This is a genomic window from Rhodoferax sp. GW822-FHT04A08, from assembly GCF_058801025.1.
Map to the genome: position 1 here is coordinate 659,644 of NZ_JBXAMW010000001.1, position 25,113 is coordinate 684,756.

Here is a 25,113-nt window from a genome sequence, read left to right on the forward strand (position 1 = left end):
AGCGTTGACGCTCTGGTCAGATAAGTTGATAGCCGACACCGCGCACCGTCTTGAAGAATGGTTGGCCGGAGAACGCATCCAGCTTGGTACGCAAACGGCTCATGTACACATCCAGCAAATTGGTGTCCACATCGTAGTGTGCATCCCATATCTTTTCGGAAATGAGTGTGCGCGGCAATATGCGGCCGACGTTTTGCATGAAGATCTCCAGCAGCGCATATTCCCTGCTGGTCAGGTCCAGCGGTTTGCCATCAATCTGCACGGTATGGCCCAGCAGATCCAGCCGGATTCCCTTGTATTCAAGCACGGTCTCCTTGACGGCTGAATGCCTCCTCAACAGCGAACGGATTCTGGCCAGCAGCTCTTCGAGGCTGAAAGGCTTGGGCAAGTAGTCGTCGGCGCCAATGTCCAGCCCCTTGATACGGTCGACGACCGTATCGCGCGCACTCAGAATCAGCACCGGCTCGGTGAAACCGTTTCTGCGCCACTCCTGCAGCAAATCCAGGCCGTCACCATCGGGCAACCCCAAATCGAGTACGACGGCGTCATACCCGGTTTCGCAGAGCGCATCGCGCGCCGCGCGGCAACTTCCAACCAGTGTTGCGGTGTAGGAACACTCCTGAATGCCTTGTTGCAGAAGCCGCCCCAGTCGCAATTGATCTTCTACTATGAGTACCTTCATTCCTGTATTCCATTCTCTCCAAGGGGGTGACTATTGAGATGAGATCGATGTCGCGCACCTCTCAATGATGCGGCATATGCCGTCTTTCTACCATTGGGGAAATCCTAGCCCTCCGCTAAGATGCCGCGCATGCAAAGCCTTGGCCCCATCGCCTTTCTGAACGCTCTGAGTGACCCAGGGCAACACCGCCTGTTTGCGCTGTCTTCGCAGGCCGTTGCACCCGCACCCAGCGACTTCCAGCGCTGGTACTGTGCCGACCGTCCGTTGGGCCTGCTTTCGCCCGAGCGGGCCCACTGGTTGGCGCAGCAGCTTGCGCCGTGCAGGTTCACACCGGGTGGCCTGGTGTGGGAGGCTGAGTCCGCAACACGTGAACAGCGCAGTGCGCAGTTACAGAACGCCTTGCTGAAGGCGTGTGCCCAGGGCTTGCTGCCGGGCTGGCGCAATGAGCGATTCAGCTTCTGGCATGCCGACTGCATAGCGCCCGATCCGGATGTGCCGGCCTTGCTGGATGTGGAACGTTCGGGTTTCCGTTTTCTGGGCATGCTCAGCCATGCGGTGCATGTGAATGGCTTCTTGCCCGATGGCCGCTTGTGGTGCGCCCGGCGGGCGCTGACCAAGGCCACAGATCCTGGCATGTTGGACAACGTCACAGCGGGCGGCCTGCCCAGTGGCGAGACGGTGCAGGACTGTCTGCAGCGTGAGCTGGCGGAAGAGGCCGGTCTATTTGACTTGCAGGGGCACTCGTTGCAGGCAGCAGGACAGGTGCGCACATCGCGCCTGGAGCGCGAGGGCTGGCATGACGAGATCCTGCATGTGTTCAACCTCACTTTGCGGAATGGCTTTGCGCCACACAACCAGGATGGCGAGGTGGCCGAGTTCATGTGTCTGCACCCGGGCGAAGTGCTGGCCAGGGCGGAGGCCGGTGCATTCACCGTGGACGCGGTGCAGACCCTGATCCAGGGCCTGCGGGCGCATTCAGCGCACGTTGTGTAGCAGCAAACTGGGCAGGTAGGTTGCGGTTGCCGGGACCCAGGCAATGGCCAGCGTACCCAGAAAGATCGCCAGCAACGCGGGCAACACCGCAGCGGCCACATAGCGCACCGGCTTGTCGAACATGGCCGAGGCAAAGTAGATGTTCATGCCGGCTGGCGGGCACAGAAAGCCCAGTTCCATGTTGGCCAGAAAGATGATGCCGAAGTGCACCGGGTCTATGCCGTAGCTCAGCGCCACCGGCAGCAGCAAGGGCACCAGCACCACGATGGCGGCGAAGATCTCCATCAGGGCGCCCGCGATGAACAGGAACACATTGAGCACCAGCAGGAAGACCCACTTGTTGGGTATCACCCCCTGCACCCATTCAATGGCCGCATCGGGAATGCCCGCGTCGATCAGGTAGTTGGTCAGGCCCAGTGCCATGCCCAGGATCAGCATGACGCCGCCAATGATCTGGGTACAGTCGCCCAGCGCAGCGCCCAGTTTGCGCCAGCCCAGTTCTCGGTGCGCAAGCACCTGCGTGAGGATGGCATAGGCGGCTGCGATGGCCGCGCTTTCGGTAGGCGTGGCCAGGCCGCTGACCAGGGCGCCTATGGCAACCACCGGCGCCAGGATTTCCCACTTGGCGGCCCACAGGGCGGCAGTCACAGAGGGCAGTGAGGCTGTTGCTACCGTTGTGGCCGGTTCGGCAGCAGAGGGACGCTGGCGCCGCAGGTAACCGCCAAACGCCAGCAAAAACACCACCATGATGCAGGCGGGCAGCAGGCCGGCCAGAAACATGGTGTTGATGGGCACGCGCGCAATGATGGCGTACATGATCAATGGCACCGAAGGCGCCAGCAGCACGCCCAGCGCACTGGCACTGGTGACCAAGCTGATGCCGCGCCGCTCCGGAAAACCGGCGTTGCGCAACAAGGGCAGCAGCAAGCCGCCCAGCGCCAGGATGGTGACGCCGCTACCTCCGGTGAATGCCGTAAAGGCAGAGCACAGTACCGCGCTGGCCACCACGGTGCCGGTGGCACCACCACCGAAAAGCGCGACGAAGACGGTACCCAGACGCTGCGCCGCACCGGTGCGTGCAAACACCAGGCCCGCCAGCGTGAACAGTGGCAGCGCGGGCAACGACGGGTTGACGGTGATCTGGTAGTGCGACAGCGGTATGGAGGCCAGGGGCAGGGCGTCCTGCCAGAACAGCGCCAGTGCCAAAGCGCCCAGCATGGTGAAGATGGGCGCTCCACACAAGAGGGCGCACACCAGCACAATGACGCAGGGCCAGAGCGGCACGGCCGTGCCATCCAATTGCCAGCCTAGCGCCATGCCGGCCGCCATGGGCAGCGCCGCACCCAGCAGACGCAGCCACACGCCTGACGCACTTTGGGCTCCCAATTGCAGACCCAGCAGCAGAAACCCCAGCGGCATGGTGGCCTGAAACCACCACACCGGAATGCCATAGGCCAGCAGCTGTGCCACCTGCCGCTCGCTATCCACCAGACGCCAACTGGCCATGCACAGAATGCCGCAGACCCCAGCCGCGAACAACTTTCCAAACGCCTTGCTGAATGCCAGCAGGCGCGGGTAATGGGCCGGCACAACGCCACTGCCAAAGGTGCTCAGGTGCCCGTTGCGCAGGGCCGCCACCGAGCCGAACATGGCCATTACCAAGCCCAGGTGCTGCACCAGCACCGGCGCGTTTTCAATACCGCTGCCCGCCAGCGGGCGCACCAGGATTTCCACCAGCGGAATCAGTGCCATTAGCACCAGTGCGAAGGATGCCAGCCTTTCGTCGATGCGCAACAAGGCGGGCAGGGTGCGTGCCTGGCTCATTTACCCTGCGTGGCCCGGTAGGCTTTGACGTGGCGGAACACTTCGTCAAAGGTATCGGCGGGCACCATGGTGCCGCGTATGCGTGGGTAGAGCTTGTCGGCCAGTTCGTTCCACTCCTGCATCTCCTGCGCGTTGGGCTTGTGCACGATCAGGCCGCGCTTCTTCATGGCGTCCACAGCCTCGTCCACCTCGCGCCGGGCCTGTGCACGCATCTGTGCGCCAGCCTTTTCACCCGCAGAGCGCAAGGCCTCCTGTGCGGCAGGTGTCATGGCGTCCCAGGCCTTGGTGGTCACCACCATGGCGCCCACGATGGGCGCCCAGTTGATCTCCAGCATGTGGGGTGCAGTGTTGTAGATCTGGCTGGCCAGCGCAAAGTAGGGCGTGGAGGGCACCACATTGATCATCCCGGTCTGTATCGAGGGCAGGATGTCGGCGGTCTCCAGTGGCACCGGCGTATAGCCCAGGCTCTTCATGATGGACTGCTGCTCTTGCTCAGAACCCCAGGCAAAGAACTTCATGCGTTTGTAGTCATCCGGACGCACCGCAGCCTCTTTGGAGAAAAAGCGCACCCAGCCGGCGTCACCCCAGGCCAGCACCACAAAGCCTTTGTCCAGGAATTTCTTTTCCATGGCCGGGCGCATTTTTTCGCGCACATAGTCCAGCTCTTCCCAACTGCGAAAGAGCAGCGGCAGGTTTTGCAGCGCGGCAATGGATGACTCGATTTCGCGCAAGCCCACCACCGACAGCAGTGCCGACTGCAACTGGCCTATGCGCATGCGCCGCGCCATTTCGGCTTCGCCACCCTGGCTGCCATCCGGGTACACGATGTATTTGGATGCACCGCCTTGCGCATTGCGCCAGGCCTCACCCATTTCCATCAGCTGGCGGTGGTAGAGCGAGTTCTTGGGTGCCAGCGTGCCTATCCGCAATTGCATGTCGGCGGCGAGCGCTGCGGGCGCATTCAAAAAGCTCAGGGCGAGCAGCAAGATGGCTGACAGTTTTTTCATGGAGGAGGTAGAGGTGGAGATGCGTTAGAACAGGTCATCGGCAGTGCCCAGCAGCCACAGCGCGCGTTCGCGCATGACCGTGTTTTGCAGGTCCGGGTGGGCAGCGCCGACTGCCAGGGCCTGCTGCAGCAGTGCTTCAAATTCGGGGCGGTTACCCGCGGGTAGCGCAATGCTCTCGGCCTTGGCTACCAGCGGGCCCGCGCTGCGCTGCGCGCTCAGTGCAATGGCGCTGTCGAAATACTGCAAAGCCTGTGCACTGGAGCCGCCGGGGCGCGCGACTTCAAAGCTGCCCATCAGGCCAGCCAGTGATCCATTGCCATAGCCGGGTTCCTTGTCATAGGCCAGGCGGGCCAGGCGCATGGCCAAGGGCAAATCGGCCACCGTATCAGGCTGGTCCTTGGAGAGCGAAATCAATCCACCCCAGGACGCCGCTGCCCAGTACGCCAGACCGATCTGGTCCGGCCGGAGTTGCGGCCAGTCCGCAGGCTGGTTGCTCTGCAGGGCCTTGCGAAAGCCGGGGTTCATGCGTTCCAGCGCCGCCATGGCGTGGCGGTGGGCGCGCCCATACAGTCGGGCAGCGCGCTCGCGCAGGGCCTGTGCCGCCTTGGCGTCGCGGGCTTCCAAACGCTCTGCATCAAAGGCTACGAAGGCGTAGGCGTACTGGGTGAATCCGGTTGCCAGCGACTCAGCCAGCTTGGCGTTGTCCGGCACTTCACGCAGCAGGCTTTCCGACAGTTTGAGGTAGAAGGCACTCGCCTCACGCGCCAGCACGAGATCGTCTTCCGGCGCCTGGCCCTGCGTGGCCAGTTCGTCGGCGATGCCTTGCACGATCAGGTGTTTGGGGGAACAGGCGGCAAGTCCCAGAAGCAGGCAGCTGACGCCTAGCAATTGACCGTATGAACGGAGCCTTGCGCGAAGACCGGGAGTTGCAAACAGAAGTGACATGAAGATAAGACCCGCTAAGGTCAATGGACAGCATGCGCGCAGGCATGCCGCATTCATGTAACGAATTTAGCCGGGCTGTATGAAGGTTCGGTGACACGTCACCGGCGCGTCACGGGGACACGCACGTCGGCACTATTGGCGCTTGCGGGCCATCTCGATCCAGCAGGCGCCGCAGCGCCATTTGCCGGGTGCCAGTTCGACGCCACCTTCGGGTGGACGTTCTTCCTGGCATCGGCCAGAGCAGAAGCGGAACTGGGAGGAGCCTCGCAGGACTTCGGGGGATGCACCGGTCTCAACAGTGGGCCAGGTGAAGGAGCGCGTAGAAGACATCGGCAATTCAACTTTCACGGTGTGCATGTGCGACCCATACTAAGGCATAAGTCTGACAGCCTCATGCCAAGACCCTTTGCGGGCGGTTCGCCTCCGGGTTCAGGCGATCACGTCGGGCGCCATGGTGGGCAGCGTCAGTTCGAACGTGGCACCTTCGCCGGGCTTGGAGCGTATGGCAATCTGGCCGCCCAGGACCTTGGTCACAATGCGGTGCGAAACCGACAAGCCCAGGCCGGAGCCGCCGCGCCCCAGCTTGGTGGTGAAGAAGGGGTCGAATATCTGCCCCAGGTTTTCCGGTGGGATGCCAACGCCATCGTCACTCACCAGCACCTGCACGGTTGCCGCATCGAGCTGGTGTGCACGGACCGTAATCAGCCCGGACGCCCGTCCCTCAAAGGCGTGGGCCATGGCATTGGTGAACAGGTTGATGATGACCTGGCCCAGTGGCCCCGGGTAGCTTTGCATGGCAATGCCCACTTGCAGGTCCAGTTCCAGCCGCACGCTGACGTGCCGCAGGTTGGGCTTGAGCGTGTCAATCACTTCGCCCAGCACCTGTGCCAGATCGAATGCGCGGCGGCGCTCGGATGCCTGGTCCACCGCCACCTGCTTGAAGCTGGTGATCAGGGCAACCGCGCGTTGCAGCGAGCGCAAGGTCAGCCCGGCGCCTTCCGAAACGCGGCTCAGGAAGTTGTCAAAGGTGGAGCGCTTCATCTCGCCAGCGGCCACCGCCCGCCGGATGACGGCCACATCTTCGGACACGCTGCTGGCGGCTACCAGGGCGTTGCCAATGGGCGTGTTGAGCTCATGCGCCACACCCGCGACCAGACTGCCCAGCGAAGCCAGCTTGTCTGCCTGGATCAGCTCGTGCTGGGTGCGCTGCAGCGTCTGCATGGTGACCAGCAGCTCTTCGTTGGAGCGATTCAGATCGCGTGTGCGCTCCACCACGCGTTGCTCCAGGTAGGCGTTGAGCTGCATCAGCTCGGACTCCATGGCCTTGCGCTCAGTCACGTCAATCGACATGGTCAGCACGCACTCTTCGTCGCCGTATAGAAAACGCTCGGAAGACAGCATGAATATCTTGGAGGAGCCGTCGCGCATGCGGAAGGTCACCTCGTAGCCGCTGACGCGTCCATCGACATTGAAGCGGTCCAGCCAACCCTGGCGCTCCCGCGCGTCCTTCCAGAAGCCCAGGTCAACCGAAGTCTTGCCGAGAATCTGCGCTTCCTCATACTGGAACACGCGCTCCCAGGCCGGGTTGACGCGCACGTAGACACCGGTGTGGAAGTTGCCGACGGTGATGGGCAGCGGGCTGGCGGTCAGAATCTGGGACACCCGCAGCTCGTTCAGGCGTGCGCTCTGTTCCTTGGCCGAAATTACTTCGGACTGTTCCCGCATGTCGGTCAGGCGGGACGCCAGCAGCGCGGTCATGCGCACGATGGCGCTGCGCAGGCTCTCCAGCTCACCGTGGAAGCGGCCTGCATCCATGCGCGGAAGCTCGTCGCGGATACCGGCCAGACCAGCATAGGCTTCAATGCGCTTGAGCGGCTTCAATATGGTGCGCCACAGGACGTAGTACAGCGATATCACCAGCAGGAAGTCGATGACCGCGATGTAGAGCAGCGTCTGCACCAGCACGATGTGCAGACGCTCCTCGATGAAGCGGGTGGTTGCGAACATGCGTATGCTTCCCACGGCCTTTTCCGTCGTGTGCACGGTGCGCGCCACCTCCAGCAACCCCTGTGTGTCAAAGGGCGCCTTGCCATTCATCACTTCCCAATCATTGCCACGGATCTTGATGTAGCGCGGTTTGGCGGGCGCTTCGCCCAGCGTGAGCGTGATGCCGTAGACGGATTCGAACTTCATGGCGCTGGTGAGCAGGGACTCGATCTGCTCTTCGTCGAAATTCCAGAGTGGCAGCGCCACCGCCGAGGAGAGCTGCTCTGCGCTGTACGTGAGCTCTTGCTGCAGCTGCTCGTACTGGCTGAGCTTTTGCATCCGGTAATTGATGAAGCCGAAGGCACCCAGGAAGATGGTGATGACTGCCACCAGTGCCATGATGACAATGAAGGCGACCGAGATGTTTGGTTTTTTCATGTCCTGTCCGTAGTACCGCCCAACGGCACCGCGCGTGCGGCACACGAACCCCAGTATGACAAAAAAAACCGCGCAGGCGCTATTGCGCGTAATTCAGCGCAATATCAAAGGCGTCGAAGTTGCGCAGCCTGCGGCTGGGGTCGGGCAAACGGGCCAGCCGGTTGACGATCAGCGGCACCGTCTGCTCGCCCCGGCCGCCGTGGGAGCGCAAGGGGGCGTCCAGTCCTGACAGGTCGTGCTGGGCCGCCGTGCTGCCCAACGCGGTGAAGCGGTCCGCCATCACGACCACGTCACCGATGCGGTCCGCCGGGATTTCCAAGGCATGTGCGGCGTCCATGCGGGTCAGGGCCGCATCTATCCCCTGCACCTGGCCCAGTTCTGCGCAGACAGCCTGCGCCGAACAATCGCCTGGCAGGTAGATAGTTGCAAACGCGCCCAGCGCGCCGTGGTGGACCACATAGGGGTCTGTGATCGGCAGAATGACACGTGCATCATCGCGGCCCAGGAAGCGCTGCAACCAATCACTGAGGTAGATGACCTGGGGCGATCCATCCATGCGCGTCTTGGCATGCATGCCATGGTCCGCCGTGATGGCGATGACGCAGCCCAGGTCTTCGAGCTGCTGCATGTAGCCGTCCAGCATGGCGTAGAAGTCGTTGGCCGCAGGCGTGCCCGGGGCATGCTTGTGCTGCACGTAGTCGGTGGTGGAGAGATACATCAGATCCGGCTTGCGGGTCTGCATCAGGCGCACGCCTGCCGCGAAGACGAATTCCGACAAGTCGGCGCTGTAGACCGATGGCAGTGGCCTTCCAACCAATTCCAACACATGGTCTATGCCGTGGGTGGCCACTGTCGCCGCGTCGGCACGCTCCGCCGAAAAGCAGATGCCCTGCAGCTCGTGGCCCAGCAGGTTTCGCAGCTTGTCTTTGGCCGTGACCACGGCGACCGAGAGCCCGGCCTGCGACGCCTGGGCCGGCAGGGTGGGGCAGCGCAGCCACTTGGGGTCGTTCATCATGACGGCTTCGCCGCTGGCACTGTCCAGAAAGTAGTTGCCGCAGATGCCGTGCACGCTGGGCGGCACACCCGTCACGATGGACAGGTTGTTGGGGTTGGTGAAGCTGGGCAGGGCGCTTTCGGCGCGCCATGCCATACCGTGAGTCAGGCTGCGCTGCAGCCAGGGCATGCGGCCTGCCGAGACGGCCTGTGTCAGGTAGTCGGGTTCACAACCATCCACACATACCACCACGGTGGGAAAAGAGGGGCGCTGGTAATCGCGTGCGTTGACGTGCAGAAAGGCGGGGGCGGTTGCTTGCATCGCTGCCATGGTATGCAGCCCGTGTTTCGAAACTGTGTCACTCACGTGAAACAGTCGCTGGCTACGCTGTTCGCTCCGCTCCGTTTGCCGAACCATTGAAAGCATCCCATGGACAGAGACAAGATACTACTGACCCCCGGCCCCTTGACCACCACACTGCGCACCAAGCTGGCCATGCTCAAGGACTGGGGCTCCTGGGACGCCGACTTCAATGCAGTCACGGCGCGCGTGCGCTCCAGCCTGCTGGGCATCATCCACGGCGCGGACTCCCACGTGGTGGTGCCCCTGCAAGGCAGCGGCACCTTCAGTGTGGAGGCGGCCATCGCCACACTGGTGCCGCGCGACGGCCATGTGCTGGTGCTGGACAACGGCGCCTATTGCAAACGCGCAGCCAAGCTCACCACCCTCATGGGCCGTGAAGCCACCAGCCTGGCGTTTGACGAGTCGGAGCCGGTCGATCCCGATGCATTGGACGCCTATCTGCAAAAGGACGACTCCATCACCCATGTGGTGCTGATCCATTGCGAGACGGGTGCGGGCGTGCTCAACCCGCTGCAGGCGGTGGCCGACGTGTGCGAACGCCGCGGTGTCGGCTTGATCGTGGACGCCATGAGCTCGTTCGCCGCCCTCGAGATTGACGCGCGCAAGACACGCTTCGACGCGTTGATCGCCGCCAGCGGCAAGTGCCTGGAAGGCGTGCCCGGCATGGGTTTTGTATTCATCCGCAAGGAGGTGCTGGCGGCTTGTGAAGGGCAGAGCCAGTCCCTGGCCATGGACCTGTACGACCAATACGTCTACATGGAAAAGACCGGTCAGTGGCGCTTCACGCCGCCTACCCATGTGGTGGCGGCACTGGCCGAGGCAATTGCGCAGTTCGAAGAGGAGGGCGGCCAGCCCGCGCGGCTGGCACGCTACACCAGCAACTGTCAGACCTTGGTGCAGGGCATGCAGGCGCTGGGTTTCCAACCGTTTCTGGAGTCCGCTGTGCAGGCGCCCATCATCGTCACCTTCCATGCGCCGAGGGTTGCGGGCTATGCGTTCAAGGACTTTTATGCCGCTGTGCGTGAGCGCGGTTTTCTGCTGTATCCGGGCAAGCTCACACAGATAGAGACTTTCCGCGTGGGGTGCATAGGTGCGATTGGTTCGCACGAAATGCAGCAGGCTGTGCATGCCATTGGGTTGGCTTTGCGTGCTTTGGGGTGAACTCTCTGGTCGGTTTTGCGGTGTCGCGTATGGCCGACGCCACTGGGGCAGATGGTTCCGTTCGTGTCCCCCGAACCGGGCTTCACCCGGTTCTCCTCCTTTACTTGGCAAAACCCCAAGTCCACACTGCACCATCCGCCCCAGTGTCATCGGCCGCCAACACCGTTGGCACGCGGTGTCTGAATACATTCGCATGCCAACCGTTTTTGCAGACTCAGGATGGCGTGGCGCTCTGCGCCGGTAGGTAAAGGAGGAGGCCGAAGGCCGGGGGACACGGACGGCGCAGAGTGCCACGCCGTCCTGAGTCCCCCGAGGTGCTTCGGGGATTACTCACAAACTTCAATGGTGTTGTGTCAACGGATCCAGACGCTGACCACGCATCAGTGCCAGAGGAGAGGCCCAGTACTCCAGCACATTGTGAACCGGGTCCAGCAATATCTTGCAGGCCCAGGCCAGACCCCAGGACGGGCCGCGCAAGAAGAACAGATGCACCGTGCGGAACAGCAACCCGCCTGCGCCCAGAGCCAGCCACATCAGGCCCACGTCATGGGCATAGCCTGCAAAACCGCTGGCCGGCTTGATCAGACCGAACAGACTGGGCGACAGCGCCAGCAGCACCGGCAGCGACAGCCAGACCGAAATCAGAATCGCCTTGCGCCGCATGTTGAAGCCCACCTTGATGGACTCCTTGTGGTCATACGTGGTGTTGTGGATAGTGTCAAAGCCGCGCGGCTCGAAGAAGATGTGACCGGACTGGCGCGTGACCATGCCCACCAGCCAACCCACCAGGCCGGCAGCTGCCGGGTCTACAAACAGCAGACAGTAGGCCACCAGAAAGCTGATCGCACTGATGAGATGCAGCGTCTGGTTGATACGGCACTGGTGGTAGTAGCGGTGGTCGTCCCACTGCAGCTGTTGAATATGTTTCCAAAAATTGCGCATGTGAATCTGCTCCTTGGTTGCCACATTGAGAATGTGCGCCGCGGCACACACGGGTCAATGTAGAAATCGCGAATGACAGATCCGTGAAAACGCAGATGACACTGCAATGACTTTTGCGTTAGATCAAACGCGCAGGCTGCCAAAGGACGCGCCACGCAGAAATTCCACGATGCCCTCGGGTGCGCCCAGCTTCTGCGCAATGCGCAAAGCCTGCTGATGGTCACGCGCGACGCCGATCTGGGTTTGCTGTTGCGTTGCGTGCTGGTACCAGCGTTCGGCACGCCTGGCTGGCAGCAGAGGCCGCAGGCATTCGACGCTGTAGCGCAGCCGTTTGCTGAGTATGCGCAGCGCATGCAGTTGCGCCGGGTCCGTGCTGTGTGACGGCATCTCGTCCAGCTGATCGGCCAGTTGTGCCACTCGTTTCTTGAGCCATTTGCCCACCGTGGCTTTCTTGTCGGACTGCAGTTCGCGCGGAACCAGCATCGGCTGGATTTCCAGCCAACGCGTGATCTGCACCAGCACCTGGCCCACGGCTGGGTCGGACAGGGTGCGGCGCAGTTCTTCACGTTGGTTGTTGCGCTCGCGTGCCAGGGAAGCTTCCAGCGCTTGCCAGTTGCGGGTGCGCTCTGCATCTTCCGCCTGGTATGCGCTGGCGTAGAGCGGGAACACCTCGGTAGCGGCCACATCCAGGTCCCGCAGCGCTGTCATGGCCGCGAGCAATGGCTGCAGGCGCTCCCTTGCCGGGAGGTGACTGCCTTCGCCGGTTTGGCGCAGTAGCTTGAGCGTGCTCTTGAAGCGACGCCAACCGATGCGCGCCTGGTGCAACAGTTCGGGAGCGTCACTACTGCGCAGGGCGTTGAGGTTAGCCGTGAATTGCAAAAAGCATTCGCGCAGTACTGACTGTGCAATACGGGCGAAGTCCATGCTGTCATCCAGCGCCGGCGGTTTGGCCCGCAAGGGGGCGTCCAGCGTTCCCTGCGCCAGGCGGTAGGCACGCTCGGCCTTGCTCATGTGCAGCGGCATCAGCGACAGATGCCGGGCGATGCTGGAGGCGATTTCAAACAGTGCGTCGGGCGTGCCTTCGAGCAGCTCTATCTCCAGCTCGCACAGGGGCGTGGTGTGGCCATCCATCAGCACCTCGCCCAGGTCCAGCGCAATTTCTGCACGCGCCTTGCCCTGCTGTACCACCCAGCTCATGCGGTCAAAGGTGGTGCTGAACACCGGCGTCAGTGCCGCAAACACATTCCCCTGCGGGTCGAATGTGGTCCAGGGAGTTCCGCTCAGCAGGTCCGCGTCCAGCTGGTCGGCAGCGAGCGGCAGCTCCCATTCGCCGCGCTGGCTCAGGGCCGAAGCCGCGGCGCCGCCAATCTTGAGTGTCTGTACCCAGCGTGGCTGAGCACCGTCTCCGAGCTGGCGTACCCGCAAGGCCATGCCGCTGGTCTTGAGCAGATGGTCCGGCGTGTCGTAATACACGTTGTGCAGCCGTTCCTGGTGCGGGTGGCGCCGTCCGATCAGGGCGCAGCGGGCCAGCTGCTTTTGTAGTAGCAGCCGGTCCAGCGCGGGCAGTGCAAATTTGAGTTCTAGCTCCATGGGGTGTGATGCGTGCGCACGTGCCTCGCTGTGGCGATGAAGGGGGGCACGATGATGTGCCAGAAGTATGTCAGTCCGGTGACGCGCGGCCCAACCAGTCGTTGGCGTCCGTCAATTGCGCAAACACCCGCGTCTGGTGCATGGTGAGGCGCGCGGCAATGGTGGAGGCCATGCGCTGCTGGATTTCCGGGTCCCGCGTGATGATGGCCACCTTGATGCGCGGGTTGTTCATGAACGAGCCAATGCGCACTGCGCGCACCTCGTTGAGGAAGTCCTGGGAAAAGTCGGTGCGCTCTGCTGGCAGGTAGTCGGACACCTCGTAGCGCAAATTGAAAAAACGCGCGTCGCTGGCGATTTCCTGGACCGACTGCAGCAACTCGGCACCCGTGACGAGGCCGGTGAAGTGTTTGTAGACCCCTTGGGGCTCCCAGATAAGTGAGTAAGGCATTTTTCCCGTACGTGAGGCGCCAGGTGGCATGTTCCGGTGGTTAAGTCTACGACGAATTCAAGCCCCAGTCTCCTTGGTGCGGCTTGCGCAATGTCATGAATTCTTCATATCTCTGCCATGAATGGGTCATGGCGCGTTTGGACAATTTCAGTCATGAACACCTTGAACGACCCAACCATTATCGTGCGCGACAGCGTTGTCGCGCAGGCCGCAGTTGCCGCTCCGCAGCATGCAGCCAACCCGTCACAGGGCATTGCCGTGTCCTGGGCCAAACACCTGGACGAAGTCCGGGCCGCGCAGAAATTGCGCTTTGATGTCTTTGCCGGAGAGATGGGCGCGCGTCTGAGCACGCCGCTGCCCGGACACGACGTGGATCTGTTTGACAACTACTGTGAGCACCTGCTGGTGCGCGACCAGGCCACCGGTCAGGTGATTGGCACTTACCGCGTATTGACGCCGGTGCAGGCCAAGCGCGTGGGCAGCACCTACAGCGATACCGAATTCGATCTGACACGCCTGCGCCTGTTGCGGGACCGCATGGTGGAGTTGGGCCGCAGCTGCGTGCACCCCGACCATCGTCACGGTGGCGTCATCATGGCCTTGTGGGGCGCATTGGCAGAATTCATGCTGCGCAACCAGCTCGACACCATGATCGGCTGCGCCAGCATCCCCATGCTGCACAACGGCGTGGTCAGTGGCGATGTGGCAGCCAGCATCTGGCGCCAGTTGCAGGCCACGCACCTGGCACCCATTGAATACCACGTGCGGCCACGCCTGGCACTGCCGGTGGAGCGGCTCGACGCCTCCCTGGACGTGGAGCCGCCGGCGCTGATCAAGGGTTATCTGCGTTTGGGCGCCAAGGTGCTGGGCGCGCCGGCCTGGGACCCGGACTTCAATACCGCCGACCTGCCCATGCTGATGCGCATCGCCGACCTGCCTTCGCGCTATCGCAAGCACTTTCTGGGGGCCTGAATGCGAGCCATGGTTGAATCTATGGCAAGTGGCTGGCAGGGAGTTGCCGCCGAGCAGGACTCCGACCATGAAGACGATCCGCCCAAACGCCGCTACCGCGCGGTGTTCATCTCCGATATCCACCTGGGCACGGCGGGTTGCCAAGCCGACGCCTTGCTGGATTTCCTGAAGCACCACTCCAGCGAGTACCTCTATCTGGTGGGTGACATCGTGGATGGCTGGCAGCTGCGCCGCCGCTGGTTCTGGCCGCAGGCCCACAACGACGTGGTGCAAAAGCTGCTGCGCCGGGCACGCAAGGGTTGCCATGTGGTGTTCATACCGGGTAACCACGATGAGTTTGCCCGGGGCTTTGTGGGCCACAAGTTTGGCGACATCACGGTGCAGCGCGACACGGTACACACCACGGCCAAGGGTGTGTCCCTGTGGGTCACGCACGGCGACTACTTTGACGGAGTCATCCAGTGTGCCAAGTGGCTGGCCTATCTGGGCGACAACGCCTACGAGCTCACCTTGCGCCTGAACCGCAGCCTCAATAGCCTGCGCGCGCGCATGGGGTTGCCATACTGGTCCCTGTCCCAATACCTCAAGGGCAAGGTCAAGACCGCGCTCAACTACGTTACCGACTTCGAGGTGGCGGTTGCCCATGAAGCCCGGCACCGCGGTCACGCCGGGGTGGTGTGCGGGCACATCCACCGCGCCGAAATGCGCGACATCAACGGCACCCTGTACTGCAACGACGGCGACTGGGTGGAAAGTCGCAGTGCCCTGGTGGAGCACATGGATGGCACGCTGGAAATCGTCTTCTGGGATGCTTTGCTGCTGGCTTCGCAGAGCGAAGTCAAAGCCGCCGAACTGGCCTTGGGGTAGTCTTCATCATGCCTGCCCGTTGGTGGTCTGATGCACCGACATGGGGTTGTCATAAAAATGACATTTAAGGCGTCAACAATACTTCATTGTTTTGTCACAGTCAGGATAGTGCTCCATGTCGCGCTCTGCCGTTTCGCCAAAAAACCCTACGCCCGCACCCTTTGCCGCTCTGCTGGACCGTGACCACAGCATCCTGGCCTTCAACGAGCGGGTGCTCAACTGGGCCGAGCGGGAAGACGTGCCTTTGCTGGAGCGCCTGCGCTACCTGTGCATCGTGTCCTCCAACCTGGATGAGTTCTTCGAGGTACGGGCCGAGCCCCACCTGATTGCCAATCAGGCCAGTGACAGCAAGGGCCTGTATACCGTGGGCACCTTTGATCGTCTGGCGGCCGCCCTGCATGCGCTGGTGGAGCGCCAGTACACGCTGTACAACGAAAAGCTCTTGCCAGCGATTGAAAAGCAGAACATCAAGATCATTTCCCACGGCGAACGCAACGCAGCACAGCGTGCCTGGGTGCGGCAGTACTTCAACCGCGAGGTCAAGCCGCTGCTCATCCCAGTGGGCCTGGACCCATCACATCCGTTCCCGCAGGTGGCCAACAAGTCGCTGAACTTCATCGTGCGGCTGGGTGGCAAGGACGCCTTTGGGCGCTCCAACGAAATTGCCATCGTGAAGGTGCCACGCGTGCTGCCGCGCATGATCCGCATGCCGGCCAAGGATTCCGGCAACAAGGATTTGCTGGTGTCGCTCTCCAGCGTCATCCGCGCCCACCTGACGGACCTGTTTCCCGGCCGCAGCGTGGAGCAGTTCTCGCAGTTCCGGGTCACCCGCCACAGTGATCTGGCGGTGGACGAAGACGACGTGAAGAACCTGCGCACCGCCCTGCGCCAAGGTCTTGTGCACCGCCACTACGGTCAGGCAGTGCGGCTGGAAGTCTCCGCCGGTTGTTCGGATTTTCTGGCCGACCTGTTGCTCGACCAGTTCGAGCTGCCACAGAAGTCGCTCTACCGCGTGCCGGGTCCGGTGAACTTGGTGCGACTGACGCAGGCCATCGATCTGGTGAACCGGCCCGACCTGTGCTTTGCGCCGTATCGCGGCTCCTACCCGCGCCAGATCAAGCCGGGCCAGTCCATCTTTGAGCAGCTCAAGGCGGGTGACATCCTGATCCACCAGCCTTTCGAGAGTTTTGACGGCGTGCTGGCCTTCTTGCGCGAGGCGGTGCACGACGAGAACGTGCTGGCCATCAAGCAGACCATCTACCGCACTGGCCCGGAATCCGAACTGATGGACCTGTTGCGCGAGGGCGTTCGCCGTGGCAAGGAGGTAACGGTGGTGGTGGAGCTCAAGGCCCGCTTTGACGAAGAGGCCAATATCAACTGGGCCGAGATGCTGGAGTCCATAGGCGCCCAGGTGCTGTACGGCGTGGTGGGCCTCAAGACCCACGCCAAGATGATGCTCATCACCCGACGTGAAGGCCGCACCCTCAAGCGCTACGGACACCTGTCCACCGGCAACTACAACCCGCGCACGGCCCGGCTGTACACCGACATCAGCCAGCTCACGGCCGACTCTGCGTTGACGCTGGATATGGAGCACGTGTTCGTGCACCTGGCCAGCCAAAGCCGGTTGGCGCCGCTCAAGAAGCTGTGGATGGCGCCGTTCCAGCTGCAGCGCAACCTGATTGCCAAGATCGATGCGCTGGGCAAGGCAGCCGCCACCGGCGTGGCCTGCCGCATCATTGCCAAGATGAATGCGCTCACCGATGAGGCGCTGATCTACAGCCTGATGCGCGCCGGCAAGCAGGGCGTGCAGATCGACCTGATCGTGCGCGGCGCCTGCATGCTGCCGGCCCGGGTTGCGGGCCATACCGACAACATCCGCGTGCGCTCGGTGATAGGGCGCTTTCTGGAGCATTCCCGCGTGTTCTACTTCTGCGAAGGTGAGCGGGAGGATATGTATCTTTCCAGCGCCGACTGGATGAACCGCAACATGGTGCGCCGCGTGGAAATTGCCTGGCCGGTGACGGACCCGGTGCAGCGCCTGCGCATTCTGGATGAATGTCTGCGCCTTTACATGCAAGACCAGGTGGACGCCTGGGAGCTGGGCCCGGATGGCACTTACGAGCGTTGCAAACCTGCCTCACGCGGCAAGGCCAAAGGCGCTCAGGCCACACTCATGACACGTTACGGACGCAACATCCAGGGCAAGTGAAACAGGGAGCGAAGCATGGATTTGATTTTGTGGCGTCATGCCGAGGCGGTTGACCTGGATCTGGTCGGTGACGACATGATGCGCTACCTCACGCCACGTGGCGAGAAGCAGGCCCGCCGTGTGGCCGATTGGCTGGACCGGCAGATGCCCGATGGCGCCAAGGTGCTGGTGAGTCCGGCGGTGCGGGCCGAACAGACAGCCAGCGCACTGGGCCGCAAATTCAAGATCAGCGCGGCGCTGGCGCCCCTGGCCACACCGGAGCAGCTGCTGGAACTGGTGCAGTGGCCGCATGGCAAGGGTTGTGTGCTGGTGGTGGGCCACCAGCCGACCTTGGGTAAGGTGATTGCCCAGTTGCTGGGGCTGCATGACAGCGAATGTGCCCTGAAGAAAGGCGCCTTGTGGTGGCTGCGTTACCGCGAGCGCGATGGCGTAGGCCAGACCGTGGTGGTTACCGTGCAATCGCCCGAAGTGCTCTAGCCCCATTCACGAGCGACGCGGTTACAACTGCCGGCTCCGTCGGGTGCGGCAGCTTGAACTGCAGGACCGACTGCAACAGCTCTTCCGACTGCTGGCTCAAGCCCGACGCGGCGGCCGCCATCTCCTCAACCAGTGCAGCATTCTGCTGGGTGCCCTGGTCCACCAGGCTGATGGCCGAGTTGACCTCACCAATGCCGGTGCTCTGCTCCATGCTGGCAGCGCTTATTTCACCCATGATGCGTTGCAGTTGGCCTATGACGTCGAGGACTTCCTTCATGGCCGAACCGGCAGCACTGACCTGTGCGTTGCCGGTCTGCACGCGACCCACGCTGTGACCGATCAGGTCCTTGATTTCCTTGGCTGCCTGCGCCGAACGCCCGGCCAGGGCGCGGACCTCCGAGGCCACCACCGCAAAGCCGCGGCCCTGATCACCGGCACGCGCCGCTTCCACGGCCGCGTTGAGCGCCAGGATATTGGTCTGAAACGCGATTCCGTCGATCACGGAGATGATGTCCGCAATACGGTGTGAGCTGGCGTCGATGTCCTTCATGGTGTGCACGACCTGCGTGACCGCGTCACCGCAGCGTTGCGCCACGCCTGTGGCGCCTTGCGCAAGCTGGTATGCCTGGGTGGCGCGCTGTGCATTGCCATGTATGGCGGCACCCAGTTCCTCCATGGAAGAGGCCGTTTGCTGCAATGCGCTGGATTGCTGCTCGGTGCGCCGCGACAGGTTCTGATTGCCCTGGGCAATTTCCGCACTGGCATTGGCCACGCCTTGGGCAGCATGGCGCACTTGCTGAACCACGGCCGCCAGACGGCGCTGCATGGCATGCAGCCGGGCCAGCAGGCTGTTGCTGTCCTTGGAAGACTGGCTGAGCGGCACTGCCAGATCGCCAGCACCCACCCGTTCTGCAATGGCATTGGCCTCTGCCGGCTCGCCACCCAGTTGCCCCACGATGGCCTTTTGCATGGCCAGGCCCAGTCCCAGCGCCAAGGCGGTCCCCACAATGATGGATAGCAGCGAGGCGGTCCGTATCCAGGTAAAGCGGGTACTGGCCTCCTGGTACTGCGTTTTTGCTCCATCCACCTGTCGCTGCAGCAGGGCGTCCATGCCTTTTTTCATCTGCGTGGCCAATGGCGTCATCTTGTCGACCAGGGCACTTTGCGCCTCCGTGATGTCGTTTTCCTGCAGCGCTTTCAGGGCGGGTACCAGGCCCTGGGTTTCAAATGCAGCAAGGTCCCTGGCGAAGTTCTGAGCCATCTGGGCTTCTTCAGCATCGTGCGGCAGTTGCGAGAAGGCGGACCAGAGCGAAGCAATCTCTGTGCGATTGGCCTGCACGGACTGGAGGCTGACGGAGATGGTCTCAGGCGTGGGGTTGGCCAGAGCCTGGGCCACATGCATGCGGTTGGCCGTTGTCAGCGTCTGTATCTGTCCCAGCTGCACTGCGGGGGTGGTGCGGTATTCGTAAACGGTCTCCAGGGAACTGTTTGACCGGTCAATCCCGTACAAGCCGAGCAGGGCCATCAACACCATGGCAGCTGTGAGGCCGCCGACCAGAATCAGCAGCCGTGTGGAAATTTTCATGAGGGCCGATGGGGTATCTCTGATTTACAAGCTATCCGCAGGAATAGCGTCCTGGCAATCCAGAGCGTCGGGCAAGCCCAGATTGACCCAGGCTTCATCAAACAGTGCGTCCAGCATTTTCTGCAAACTGAAGAATTTCCAGAACATCGGCGTTACCTTTAAGTTTGGTTCAGTAGCCGTAACGATAGTGTCTTGGTATGACGACACAAAGACAGAAATGTGACAGTTCGTCCTGTCAACTGGAGGTGCTGCGCAGGCGCCTGTGTGCCCTCTGCAGAGCGATGAATTCCACCACGCCCCCGAGCAGACACACCAGGACGATGGCGACGCGGATCAAGACAGTTTTGTATGGCATGGGCAGTTCCCGGGAGTGTCGGGCTGACGGTAACGCCAGGTTGTGACATCTTGGTGAAATGTGGTGTATTGCCTGCGCAGAGCTGTGGTCACAGGGCTGTCACTATTCCTGTCATGTCACGCAGCTATGCTGTGATGGTGTTGCCTCCCGAACTTCCCGAACTAGCTGCACTCAACCGCATCGTCGAGTTGGGTGCTGCGCACCTGCAATGCCGCGTGGTCTGCAACGTGGCAGTGCCCGGTGGCAGCTATCCGGTGCATGCCATTACGCTGGGCAATCCCGATCCGGCGGTGCCGGCCGTGGGCTACTTTGGTGGCGTGCACGGACTGGAGCGCATCGGTGCCGAGGTGGTGATTGCCTATCTGCACAGTCTGGTGATGCGCCTGCAGTGGGACAGCACGCTGCACCGGCAACTGGAGACGGTGCGACTGGTCTTCATGCCCATTGTCAATCCCGGTGGCATGCACCTGGGGACGCGGGCCAATCCACGCGGTGTGGACCTGATGCGCAACGCACCGGTGACCGCGCTGGACCCGGTGCCATTCATGGTCGGCGGGCAGCGCGTCAGTGCGCGCCTGCCCTGGTACCGTGGCGCGGCCAACGGAGCCATGGAGGCCGAGAGCCAGGCTTTGTGTGAGGTGGTACAGAGCGAGCTGCTGAACCGCCCCTTTAGTCTGGCACTGGATTGCCACTCCGGCTTTGGCGTGTCGGACCGTTTGTGGTTTCCTTTTGCGCATACCCGCGCACCGATTGCCCATCTGGCCGAGATGCATGCGCTCAAAAGCATCTTCAGCCAGTCCAACAGCTACCACCGGTACACGGTGGAGCCGCAGAGCGCGCAGTATTTGGCGCATGGTGACTTGTGGGACCACCTCTATCAGCTGGCCTGCCGCGATGCAGATCGCATCTTCTTGCCGCTGACGCTGGAGATGGGCTCCTGGCTGTGGGTGAAAAAGAACCCGCGCCAGCTGTTTTCCCGGCACGGCATCTTCAATCCCCTGATCGAGCACCGGCAGCAGCGGGTGCTGCGCCAGCATCAGATGCTGCTGGACTTTCTGTCGCGCGCCGCCAGCGGCCATGACCGCTGGTTGCCCAAAGCGGATGCCCGCGTGCAGCAGCACGCCATGGCCTTGCAGGATTGGTACTGACGATGGAAACCTGGGTCCTGCTACGTGGTTTGACGCGCTCCAGTGCACACTGGGCCGGCTTTGACGCCGAGCTGAAAAAGGCGTTGTCGGTTCGGGTGATCACGCTGGATATGCCAGGCAACGGCTTGCTCTTCTCGCGGCGCAGTCCTTCGACCGTGCAAGACATGGCATCCCATTGCCGCAATGCCCTGCGTGCGTTGGGCGTCACAGAACCGGTCAGCATTCTGGCCATGTCGCTGGGGGGTATGGTGGCAGCGCAATGGGCTGCGCAGTGGCCGCAGGAGGTGCGGGAGCTGGTGCTCATCAATACCAGCTCAAGACCCTTCAACCCGGTCTGGCAACGCATGCGACCAACTGCCATGGCGGACTTGCTCAAACCCTTGCTGGTGCGCGGTGGCGCCAATGCCTGGGAGTCGGCTATTCTGCGCCGCACTGCCAATCACCCGCAGAAAGCCGTGCTGCAGGACTGGCGTTTCGAACGCGTGCTGCGTCCCGTCACCAAAGCCAACGCGTGGCGTCAATTGCTGGCGGCTGCACGGTACCGTGCACCGCTGGTTGCGCCGGTACCCGCACTGGTTTTGGCAGGTGAACGGGATCGTTTGGTGAATATGGCGTGCTCACGGGCACTCGCACAGCAATGGGGAAGCGTGCTGAGAGTGCACCCCACGGCCGGTCACGACCTGACACTGGATGACCCGTCTTGGGTCATCGAGGAGATACTGCGCTGGCGCGAAAGCGCCAGGCCGTGAGCAAAGTTGCTTGAGTGGACTTAGGCAGCCTTGGCCGGGCGACCGGTCTTGAGGCTGGGTACGGCGCGTACAGCGGCCACGAAAGCGGAGTCCGACATGGCGGCCAGGGCCTTGATGCCGGCACGGATCAGTTCGGTCTTCTTGGCCGGGGCGGCCAATTTGCCAGCGCGCAGCTTGAGTGCGTCCAGCACCACGTATTCGTTCTTGGGGATGGAGATGCTGTCGCGCACCATCTTGATCTTCTTCTCTTTGGGGGCCTTGTCTTCTGCGGGCTTGGTGGCCTTGGGGGCAGCTTTGGCTTCGGGCTTGGCAGCTGGCTTTGCCACCTTGGCTACGGGCTTCTTTGCAGCGGGTTTCGCGGCGGGCTTGGCAGCCACCTTCTTGGCTGGCTTGGCAGGCTTTGCAGAAGCCTTCGCGGCCGGTTTGGCAACGGGGGCGCTAGGGGCTGCGGCGGGTGCGACAGGGGCTGCAGAGGTGGTGGCTTCGGCGGCTGCCTTGTTTGCTTGCATAAACACTCCAACTTGATAAACGATGTATATAGTTTATACGGTTCACAAATGACGGGCAACCAAAGAAAAAGGCCGATGGCTATAAAACCAACGGCCTTGCGCTGCCAGAAGTGACGGTTATTTCTTTGTTACGCGTCTTGTCGGCATGAGGTCGGCGGGAATCACCACACCGTTGGCAGCTTGTGCGAGCTTGAAGAACACATCGGTGTTGTCCTGCACGCCGGTGAAGTTCCATGCACCCGGACCATAGGCCGACAGCGGAATGTCGGTAGCTGTGTGCACGGCGCTTTCGCCGGGAACCTGACCGGTCACCAGGAATTTTCCATCGACATCACGCACCGCCGGATTGGCTGGGTAGACCGAGAGAGGCTCTTTCTTCACGAACGGTTGCTGGCTGTCCTGCAGCGGGCGGTCATTGGTGCGGAAGTCCTCGTAGCGGTCGGAATTGGCACCGTAACCCACCAGCAGGCGGTAGTCGATGTCGGTGGTTTCCGGATAGCCGTCGGCTGCAATCTTGTACTTGGGAAAGCCCGCCTGCTCGTAGATGCCGACCACTTTGTCGCGGATGTTGGCGGCACCCCCTTCGCGCACCAGTTCTTGCAGGCGCGCATCGGTCACGCGCGAGCCGCCAATCAGCGCTGCACCCGAGCATTCGTGGTCGGCAGTGACGATGACTAGGGTGTCGCCATGGGTGCGGGCAAATTCCTGCACACGCTTGATGGCACGGTCGAACTCGATGGTGTCGAGCAGCCAGCGCTCGGTGTCCATGTTGTGCGCCTGCTTGTCAATGGAGGCACCCTCGACCATCAGCACAAAGCCGTTCTTCTGGCGTTCCAGCACGGCCAGGGCCTTGTCGGTCATTTCGTCCAGCATGGGCTGGTCGGGCAGGCCGTAGTCATCCACCACGCGGCCGGTGATGCCACGCGCCTTGTTGCGACGGCCGTCGATCTTGTCCAGTGCCACGTTCATGTTGGAGTGGGCAAACAGGCCCAGCAGCTTGTCGGTCTTGGCGGGGCTCAGGCCGTCCAGCGTGGTTTTGTCAGGTGCGTAGCTGAAGCCTGCGGCCTGGAAGTCGGCCAGCAGGTCGCGGTCCTTGTCCATCTGCCCCGCAGAAGCACCCCAGCGCTTGACGATGTCGGCGGTATGGGCGTCGGTGGCGGAGAAGGCGTAGTCGGTCTTGTCGCCGCGGGCAGAGCCGGGCGTAGTGGAGGGCACGAACCATTTGCGGCCGCCGCCCATGAGCACGGTCAGGCCGGTGAGTTTGCGGTCATCCAGGAACTGGTCCACGATGCCGGTGCCGGCACCCCGGTTGCTGGTGTGGATGGCATTGCCGGCCGGTGTGGCATCAAACACGTCGGCAGTGGTGACCAGGCCCAGGGCCTTGCCTTGCGTGCGGTGCAGATATTCGCTCAGGTACTCGATGCGCGGATTGTCAAACGGGTCCACCGTGTCGTCGGGGAACACGCCTTCTTCATTGTTGTTGTTCTTGTTGCCGGAGACGTAGGAGGTCATGCCGGGCGAAGAATCGGTCACTACCGAGTTGAGCGAAGCCGTCTTCACCATGCCGGTGACGGGGAATGTGTCCATGGCCAGCGGTGTGATGGTCTTGCCCTGCGCATAGCCACCGGCGACGATACGTGCGCCGGTGCGCTGTGCGGCACCCATGCCGTCGCCCAGCATGATGATGATGTTCTTGACCTTCTGGCCACCCGCTACCAGGGGAATGACTTCGAAATTGCCGGTAGCAGTCACCGTTTGACCATCGCTTTGGGTCGCAGTGACCTGCAGTGTGTGGATACCGGGCTTGGTGGCCGATACCGCACGCACCGTAGCGATGGTGGCATTGGCAGGCACTGGCCCAAGGCAACCACTGCTGCAGTTGCGCAGCGCCACGTTGGCGTCCACCGGCTTGCCGTCGATGGCAAATTGCGCGGCGGTAATGGTTTTGCCTGCCTCGTCGGGACGCACCGTGGCTTGCAAGTCAAAGCGTTGCCCGGGCAGAAAACGGGCAATCACGGGTGCTGCGTTGCCACTGGCAAAGAGTTCGCTCGGAGGTGTCAGGCGGCTCACCGTGGGCGCCGCCCGGGCGTTCATGTGCACGGCCATGCAGGCCAGGACAGCCGACGCAATCAGGTGAAGAGGGTGTTTGTTCATATGCAGGTTGGGTGACGGAAAACGATGGTTGAAAATCGGCTCAATGGATGTGCTGCAAGGTGTGCAGGTAGTTGGCCACCTCGAAGGAATTCATGCCGCGCGTGGCTTCCGGAGCGAGCTGCAGGCGTACCCAGGACACGCGGCCATCCTGTTCCTCGAAGCGGCCTACGCTGACCGTGCCTTGCACCTCAATGCGGCCGCGCACATAGGGCACGACAAAGCCCGACTGGCTGGGGTCCAAATAGACCATGGCCCAGGCGATGGGTAGGTCGTCGGCGTCGCCGTCGGCATGCTCGCTCATGCGCACGGGTCGAGGCGTTAGCATGAAGCGGCCCAGCGAGGGGCGCTCCTGCTGCACCATGTAGCCAACCAGGCGCACGGTCTTGCCGTCAGCCTGCAACAGCGCGGGCGTGGTTTGCGCGCCTTTGGGGCCCAGGGGAGACTGAAAGAAGTCGGCAAAGCGCAGTTCGGCAATGTCTGCAGGATCGGACGGCGGTACGGATTGGGCCAGCACCGTGCCAGAGCACCAGAGGGTGGCGGCAATGGCTGTGAGAAGCACAGCTGCCCATGGTTTGCGATGGCCAGTACCAAGGGGCAGGCGCAGAAAAAGCTTCGTCATCCTTCGAGATTACGAAACCAATATTTCAGATGTGTGACGCTGTCCGCCGGTCAGCGGCGCGCTGTGCTGCAACGGGACAGAAAAGGCTGCCCC

23 protein-coding genes are annotated in these 25,113 nt (G+C 62.3%); 8 read left to right on the forward strand and 15 right to left on the reverse strand.

From position 1 onward, the window contains the following. Positions 1-16: 16 nt before the first annotated feature. Positions 17-682 carry a winged helix-turn-helix domain-containing protein gene (locus tag AC1RMF_RS03080; RefSeq protein WP_493139445.1) on the reverse strand — a complete coding sequence of 222 codons (666 nt, stop codon included), beginning with the start codon at positions 680-682 and terminating at the stop codon, positions 17-19. A 129-nt stretch (positions 683-811) separates the two neighbouring features. Here AC1RMF_RS03080 and AC1RMF_RS03085 point away from each other — a divergent pair, with 129 nt between their 5' ends. Further along, positions 812-1,675 (forward strand): NUDIX hydrolase, encoded by an 864-nt coding sequence (locus AC1RMF_RS03085; protein ID WP_493139447.1) that lies wholly within the window; start codon positions 812-814, stop codon positions 1,673-1,675. Here AC1RMF_RS03085 and AC1RMF_RS03090 read toward each other — a convergent pair. From AC1RMF_RS03090 to phnA, 6 genes are all read right to left on the reverse strand, one after another. Continuing rightward, complete coding sequence (locus AC1RMF_RS03090) at positions 1,658-3,499, reverse strand: TRAP transporter large permease (protein WP_493139449.1); 1,842 nt, start codon at positions 3,497-3,499, stop codon at positions 1,658-1,660. The two genes, AC1RMF_RS03085 and AC1RMF_RS03090, sit on opposite strands and share 18 nt — an antisense overlap. Continuing rightward, positions 3,496-4,506, reverse strand: a complete 1,011-nt coding sequence (locus AC1RMF_RS03095; protein ID WP_493139451.1) for a TRAP transporter substrate-binding protein — start codon at positions 4,504-4,506, stop codon at positions 3,496-3,498. Before AC1RMF_RS03095 ends, AC1RMF_RS03090 begins: the two co-directional genes overlap by 4 nt. Before the next feature lie 24 nt (positions 4,507-4,530). Next, on the reverse strand, positions 4,531-5,334 hold the full coding sequence (locus AC1RMF_RS03100; RefSeq protein ID WP_493139453.1) for a TRAP transporter TatT component family protein: 804 nt from the start codon (positions 5,332-5,334) through the stop codon (positions 4,531-4,533). Between the two features lie 249 nt (positions 5,335-5,583). Beyond that, positions 5,584-5,781, reverse strand: coding sequence for a hypothetical protein (locus AC1RMF_RS03105; RefSeq protein WP_493139456.1), 198 nt, complete (start codon positions 5,779-5,781; stop codon positions 5,584-5,586). Between the two features lie 99 nt (positions 5,782-5,880). Beyond that, positions 5,881-7,875 carry a PAS domain-containing sensor histidine kinase gene (locus AC1RMF_RS03110; protein ID WP_493139457.1) on the reverse strand — a complete coding sequence of 665 codons (1,995 nt, stop codon included), beginning with the start codon at positions 7,873-7,875 and terminating at the stop codon, positions 5,881-5,883. Between the two features lie 79 nt (positions 7,876-7,954). Further along, positions 7,955-9,190, reverse strand: a complete 1,236-nt coding sequence (gene phnA / locus AC1RMF_RS03115; protein ID WP_493139929.1) for a phosphonoacetate hydrolase — start codon at positions 9,188-9,190, stop codon at positions 7,955-7,957. A gap of 108 nt (positions 9,191-9,298) precedes the next feature. Here phnA and AC1RMF_RS03120 point away from each other — a divergent pair, with 108 nt between their 5' ends. Then, positions 9,299-10,393: a 2-aminoethylphosphonate--pyruvate transaminase gene (locus AC1RMF_RS03120; protein ID WP_493139459.1), complete on the forward strand. Its 1,095-nt coding sequence runs from the start codon at positions 9,299-9,301 to the stop codon at positions 10,391-10,393. A gap of 339 nt (positions 10,394-10,732) precedes the next feature. On the opposite strand, the gene AC1RMF_RS03125 is transcribed toward AC1RMF_RS03120, so the two are convergent. The 3 genes from AC1RMF_RS03125 to AC1RMF_RS03135 form a co-directional block, all read right to left on the reverse strand. Then, positions 10,733-11,335: a hypothetical protein gene (locus AC1RMF_RS03125; protein ID WP_493139461.1), complete on the reverse strand. Its 603-nt coding sequence runs from the start codon at positions 11,333-11,335 to the stop codon at positions 10,733-10,735. A gap of 123 nt (positions 11,336-11,458) precedes the next feature. Then, complete coding sequence (locus tag AC1RMF_RS03130) at positions 11,459-12,925, reverse strand: CYTH and CHAD domain-containing protein (RefSeq protein WP_493139463.1); 1,467 nt, start codon at positions 12,923-12,925, stop codon at positions 11,459-11,461. A 70-nt stretch (positions 12,926-12,995) separates the two neighbouring features. Further along, a complete protein-coding gene (locus AC1RMF_RS03135) occupies positions 12,996-13,373 on the reverse strand; it encodes a hypothetical protein (RefSeq protein ID WP_342617126.1) in 378 nt (125 codons plus the stop codon). A gap of 153 nt (positions 13,374-13,526) precedes the next feature. On the opposite strand from AC1RMF_RS03135, the gene AC1RMF_RS03140 reads away from it, so the two are divergent. From AC1RMF_RS03140 to AC1RMF_RS03155, 4 genes are all read left to right on the forward strand, one after another. Next, positions 13,527-14,345, forward strand: coding sequence for a GNAT family N-acetyltransferase (locus tag AC1RMF_RS03140; protein ID WP_342617127.1), 819 nt, complete (start codon positions 13,527-13,529; stop codon positions 14,343-14,345). Next, positions 14,346-15,212 carry a UDP-2,3-diacylglucosamine diphosphatase gene (locus tag AC1RMF_RS03145; protein WP_342617128.1) on the forward strand — a complete coding sequence of 289 codons (867 nt, stop codon included), beginning with the start codon at positions 14,346-14,348 and terminating at the stop codon, positions 15,210-15,212. Positions 15,213-15,327: 115 nt separating this feature from the next. After that, positions 15,328-17,424, forward strand: coding sequence for a polyphosphate kinase 1 (ppk1, locus tag AC1RMF_RS03150; protein WP_493139468.1), 2,097 nt, complete (start codon positions 15,328-15,330; stop codon positions 17,422-17,424). Between the two features lie 15 nt (positions 17,425-17,439). Continuing rightward, on the forward strand, positions 17,440-17,901 hold the full coding sequence (locus AC1RMF_RS03155; RefSeq protein ID WP_493139470.1) for a SixA phosphatase family protein: 462 nt from the start codon (positions 17,440-17,442) through the stop codon (positions 17,899-17,901). Here the strand turns inward: AC1RMF_RS03155 and AC1RMF_RS03160 are convergent. Together AC1RMF_RS03160 and AC1RMF_RS03165 are read right to left on the reverse strand one after the other, a co-directional pair. Beyond that, a complete protein-coding gene (locus tag AC1RMF_RS03160) occupies positions 17,873-19,486 on the reverse strand; it encodes a methyl-accepting chemotaxis protein (protein ID WP_493139473.1) in 1,614 nt (537 codons plus the stop codon). The genes AC1RMF_RS03155 and AC1RMF_RS03160 overlap by 29 nt on opposite strands. Before the next feature lie 24 nt (positions 19,487-19,510). Further along, entirely contained in the window at positions 19,511-19,633 is a 123-nt protein-coding gene (locus AC1RMF_RS03165; protein ID WP_342617132.1) for a hypothetical protein, read from the reverse strand. Positions 19,634-19,954: 321 nt separating this feature from the next. On the opposite strand from AC1RMF_RS03165, the gene AC1RMF_RS03170 reads away from it, so the two are divergent. Together AC1RMF_RS03170 and AC1RMF_RS03175 are read left to right on the forward strand one after the other, a co-directional pair. Then, positions 19,955-20,989, forward strand: a complete 1,035-nt coding sequence (locus AC1RMF_RS03170) for a M14 family zinc carboxypeptidase (protein ID WP_493139477.1) — start codon at positions 19,955-19,957, stop codon at positions 20,987-20,989. Positions 20,990-20,991: 2 nt separating this feature from the next. Beyond that, positions 20,992-21,738 (forward strand): alpha/beta fold hydrolase, encoded by a 747-nt coding sequence (locus tag AC1RMF_RS03175; RefSeq protein ID WP_493139479.1) that lies wholly within the window; start codon positions 20,992-20,994, stop codon positions 21,736-21,738. 20 nt (positions 21,739-21,758) lie between these two features. Here AC1RMF_RS03175 and AC1RMF_RS03180 read toward each other — a convergent pair whose 3' ends face one another. From AC1RMF_RS03180 to AC1RMF_RS03190, 3 genes are all read right to left on the reverse strand, one after another. Then, entirely contained in the window at positions 21,759-22,247 is a 489-nt protein-coding gene (locus tag AC1RMF_RS03180) for a hypothetical protein (RefSeq protein ID WP_342617135.1), read from the reverse strand. 117 nt (positions 22,248-22,364) lie between these two features. Then, positions 22,365-24,401 carry an alkaline phosphatase gene (locus tag AC1RMF_RS03185; RefSeq protein WP_493139481.1) on the reverse strand — a complete coding sequence of 679 codons (2,037 nt, stop codon included), beginning with the start codon at positions 24,399-24,401 and terminating at the stop codon, positions 22,365-22,367. A 40-nt stretch (positions 24,402-24,441) separates the two neighbouring features. Further along, positions 24,442-25,020 carry a hypothetical protein gene (locus AC1RMF_RS03190; protein ID WP_493139483.1) on the reverse strand — a complete coding sequence of 193 codons (579 nt, stop codon included), beginning with the start codon at positions 25,018-25,020 and terminating at the stop codon, positions 24,442-24,444. Positions 25,021-25,113 lie beyond the last annotated feature (93 nt).

Coding starts and splice junctions, on each gene's coding strand:
- AC1RMF_RS03185 (WP_493139481.1), bottom strand. CDS start 24,401: ATGAACAAACACCCTCTTCACCTGATTGCGTCGGCTGTCCTGGCCTGC.
- AC1RMF_RS03145 (WP_342617128.1), top strand. CDS start 14,346: ATGCGAGCCATGGTTGAATCTATGGCAAGTGGCTGGCAGGGAGTTGCC.
- AC1RMF_RS03090 (WP_493139449.1), bottom strand. CDS start 3,499: ATGAGCCAGGCACGCACCCTGCCCGCCTTGTTGCGCATCGACGAAAGG.
- AC1RMF_RS03135 (WP_342617126.1), bottom strand. CDS start 13,373: ATGCCTTACTCACTTATCTGGGAGCCCCAAGGGGTCTACAAACACTTC.
- phnA (WP_493139929.1), bottom strand. CDS start 9,190: ATGCAAGCAACCGCCCCCGCCTTTCTGCACGTCAACGCACGCGATTAC.
- AC1RMF_RS03130 (WP_493139463.1), bottom strand. CDS start 12,925: ATGGAGCTAGAACTCAAATTTGCACTGCCCGCGCTGGACCGGCTGCTA.
- AC1RMF_RS03080 (WP_493139445.1), bottom strand. CDS start 682: ATGAAGGTACTCATAGTAGAAGATCAATTGCGACTGGGGCGGCTTCTG.
- AC1RMF_RS03155 (WP_493139470.1), top strand. CDS start 17,440: ATGGATTTGATTTTGTGGCGTCATGCCGAGGCGGTTGACCTGGATCTG.
- AC1RMF_RS03180 (WP_342617135.1), bottom strand. CDS start 22,247: ATGCAAGCAAACAAGGCAGCCGCCGAAGCCACCACCTCTGCAGCCCCT.
- AC1RMF_RS03095 (WP_493139451.1), bottom strand. CDS start 4,506: ATGAAAAAACTGTCAGCCATCTTGCTGCTCGCCCTGAGCTTTTTGAAT.
- AC1RMF_RS03160 (WP_493139473.1), bottom strand. CDS start 19,486: ATGAAAATTTCCACACGGCTGCTGATTCTGGTCGGCGGCCTCACAGCT.
- AC1RMF_RS03140 (WP_342617127.1), top strand. CDS start 13,527: ATGAACACCTTGAACGACCCAACCATTATCGTGCGCGACAGCGTTGTC.
- AC1RMF_RS03190 (WP_493139483.1), bottom strand. CDS start 25,020: ATGACGAAGCTTTTTCTGCGCCTGCCCCTTGGTACTGGCCATCGCAAA.
- AC1RMF_RS03085 (WP_493139447.1), top strand. CDS start 812: ATGCAAAGCCTTGGCCCCATCGCCTTTCTGAACGCTCTGAGTGACCCA.
- AC1RMF_RS03165 (WP_342617132.1), bottom strand. CDS start 19,633: ATGTTCTGGAAATTCTTCAGTTTGCAGAAAATGCTGGACGCACTGTTT.
- AC1RMF_RS03110 (WP_493139457.1), bottom strand. CDS start 7,875: ATGAAAAAACCAAACATCTCGGTCGCCTTCATTGTCATCATGGCACTG.
- AC1RMF_RS03120 (WP_493139459.1), top strand. CDS start 9,299: ATGGACAGAGACAAGATACTACTGACCCCCGGCCCCTTGACCACCACA.
- AC1RMF_RS03105 (WP_493139456.1), bottom strand. CDS start 5,781: ATGTCTTCTACGCGCTCCTTCACCTGGCCCACTGTTGAGACCGGTGCA.
- ppk1 (WP_493139468.1), top strand. CDS start 15,328: ATGTCGCGCTCTGCCGTTTCGCCAAAAAACCCTACGCCCGCACCCTTT.
- AC1RMF_RS03125 (WP_493139461.1), bottom strand. CDS start 11,335: ATGCGCAATTTTTGGAAACATATTCAACAGCTGCAGTGGGACGACCAC.
- AC1RMF_RS03175 (WP_493139479.1), top strand. CDS start 20,992: ATGGAAACCTGGGTCCTGCTACGTGGTTTGACGCGCTCCAGTGCACAC.
- AC1RMF_RS03170 (WP_493139477.1), top strand. CDS start 19,955: ATGTCACGCAGCTATGCTGTGATGGTGTTGCCTCCCGAACTTCCCGAA.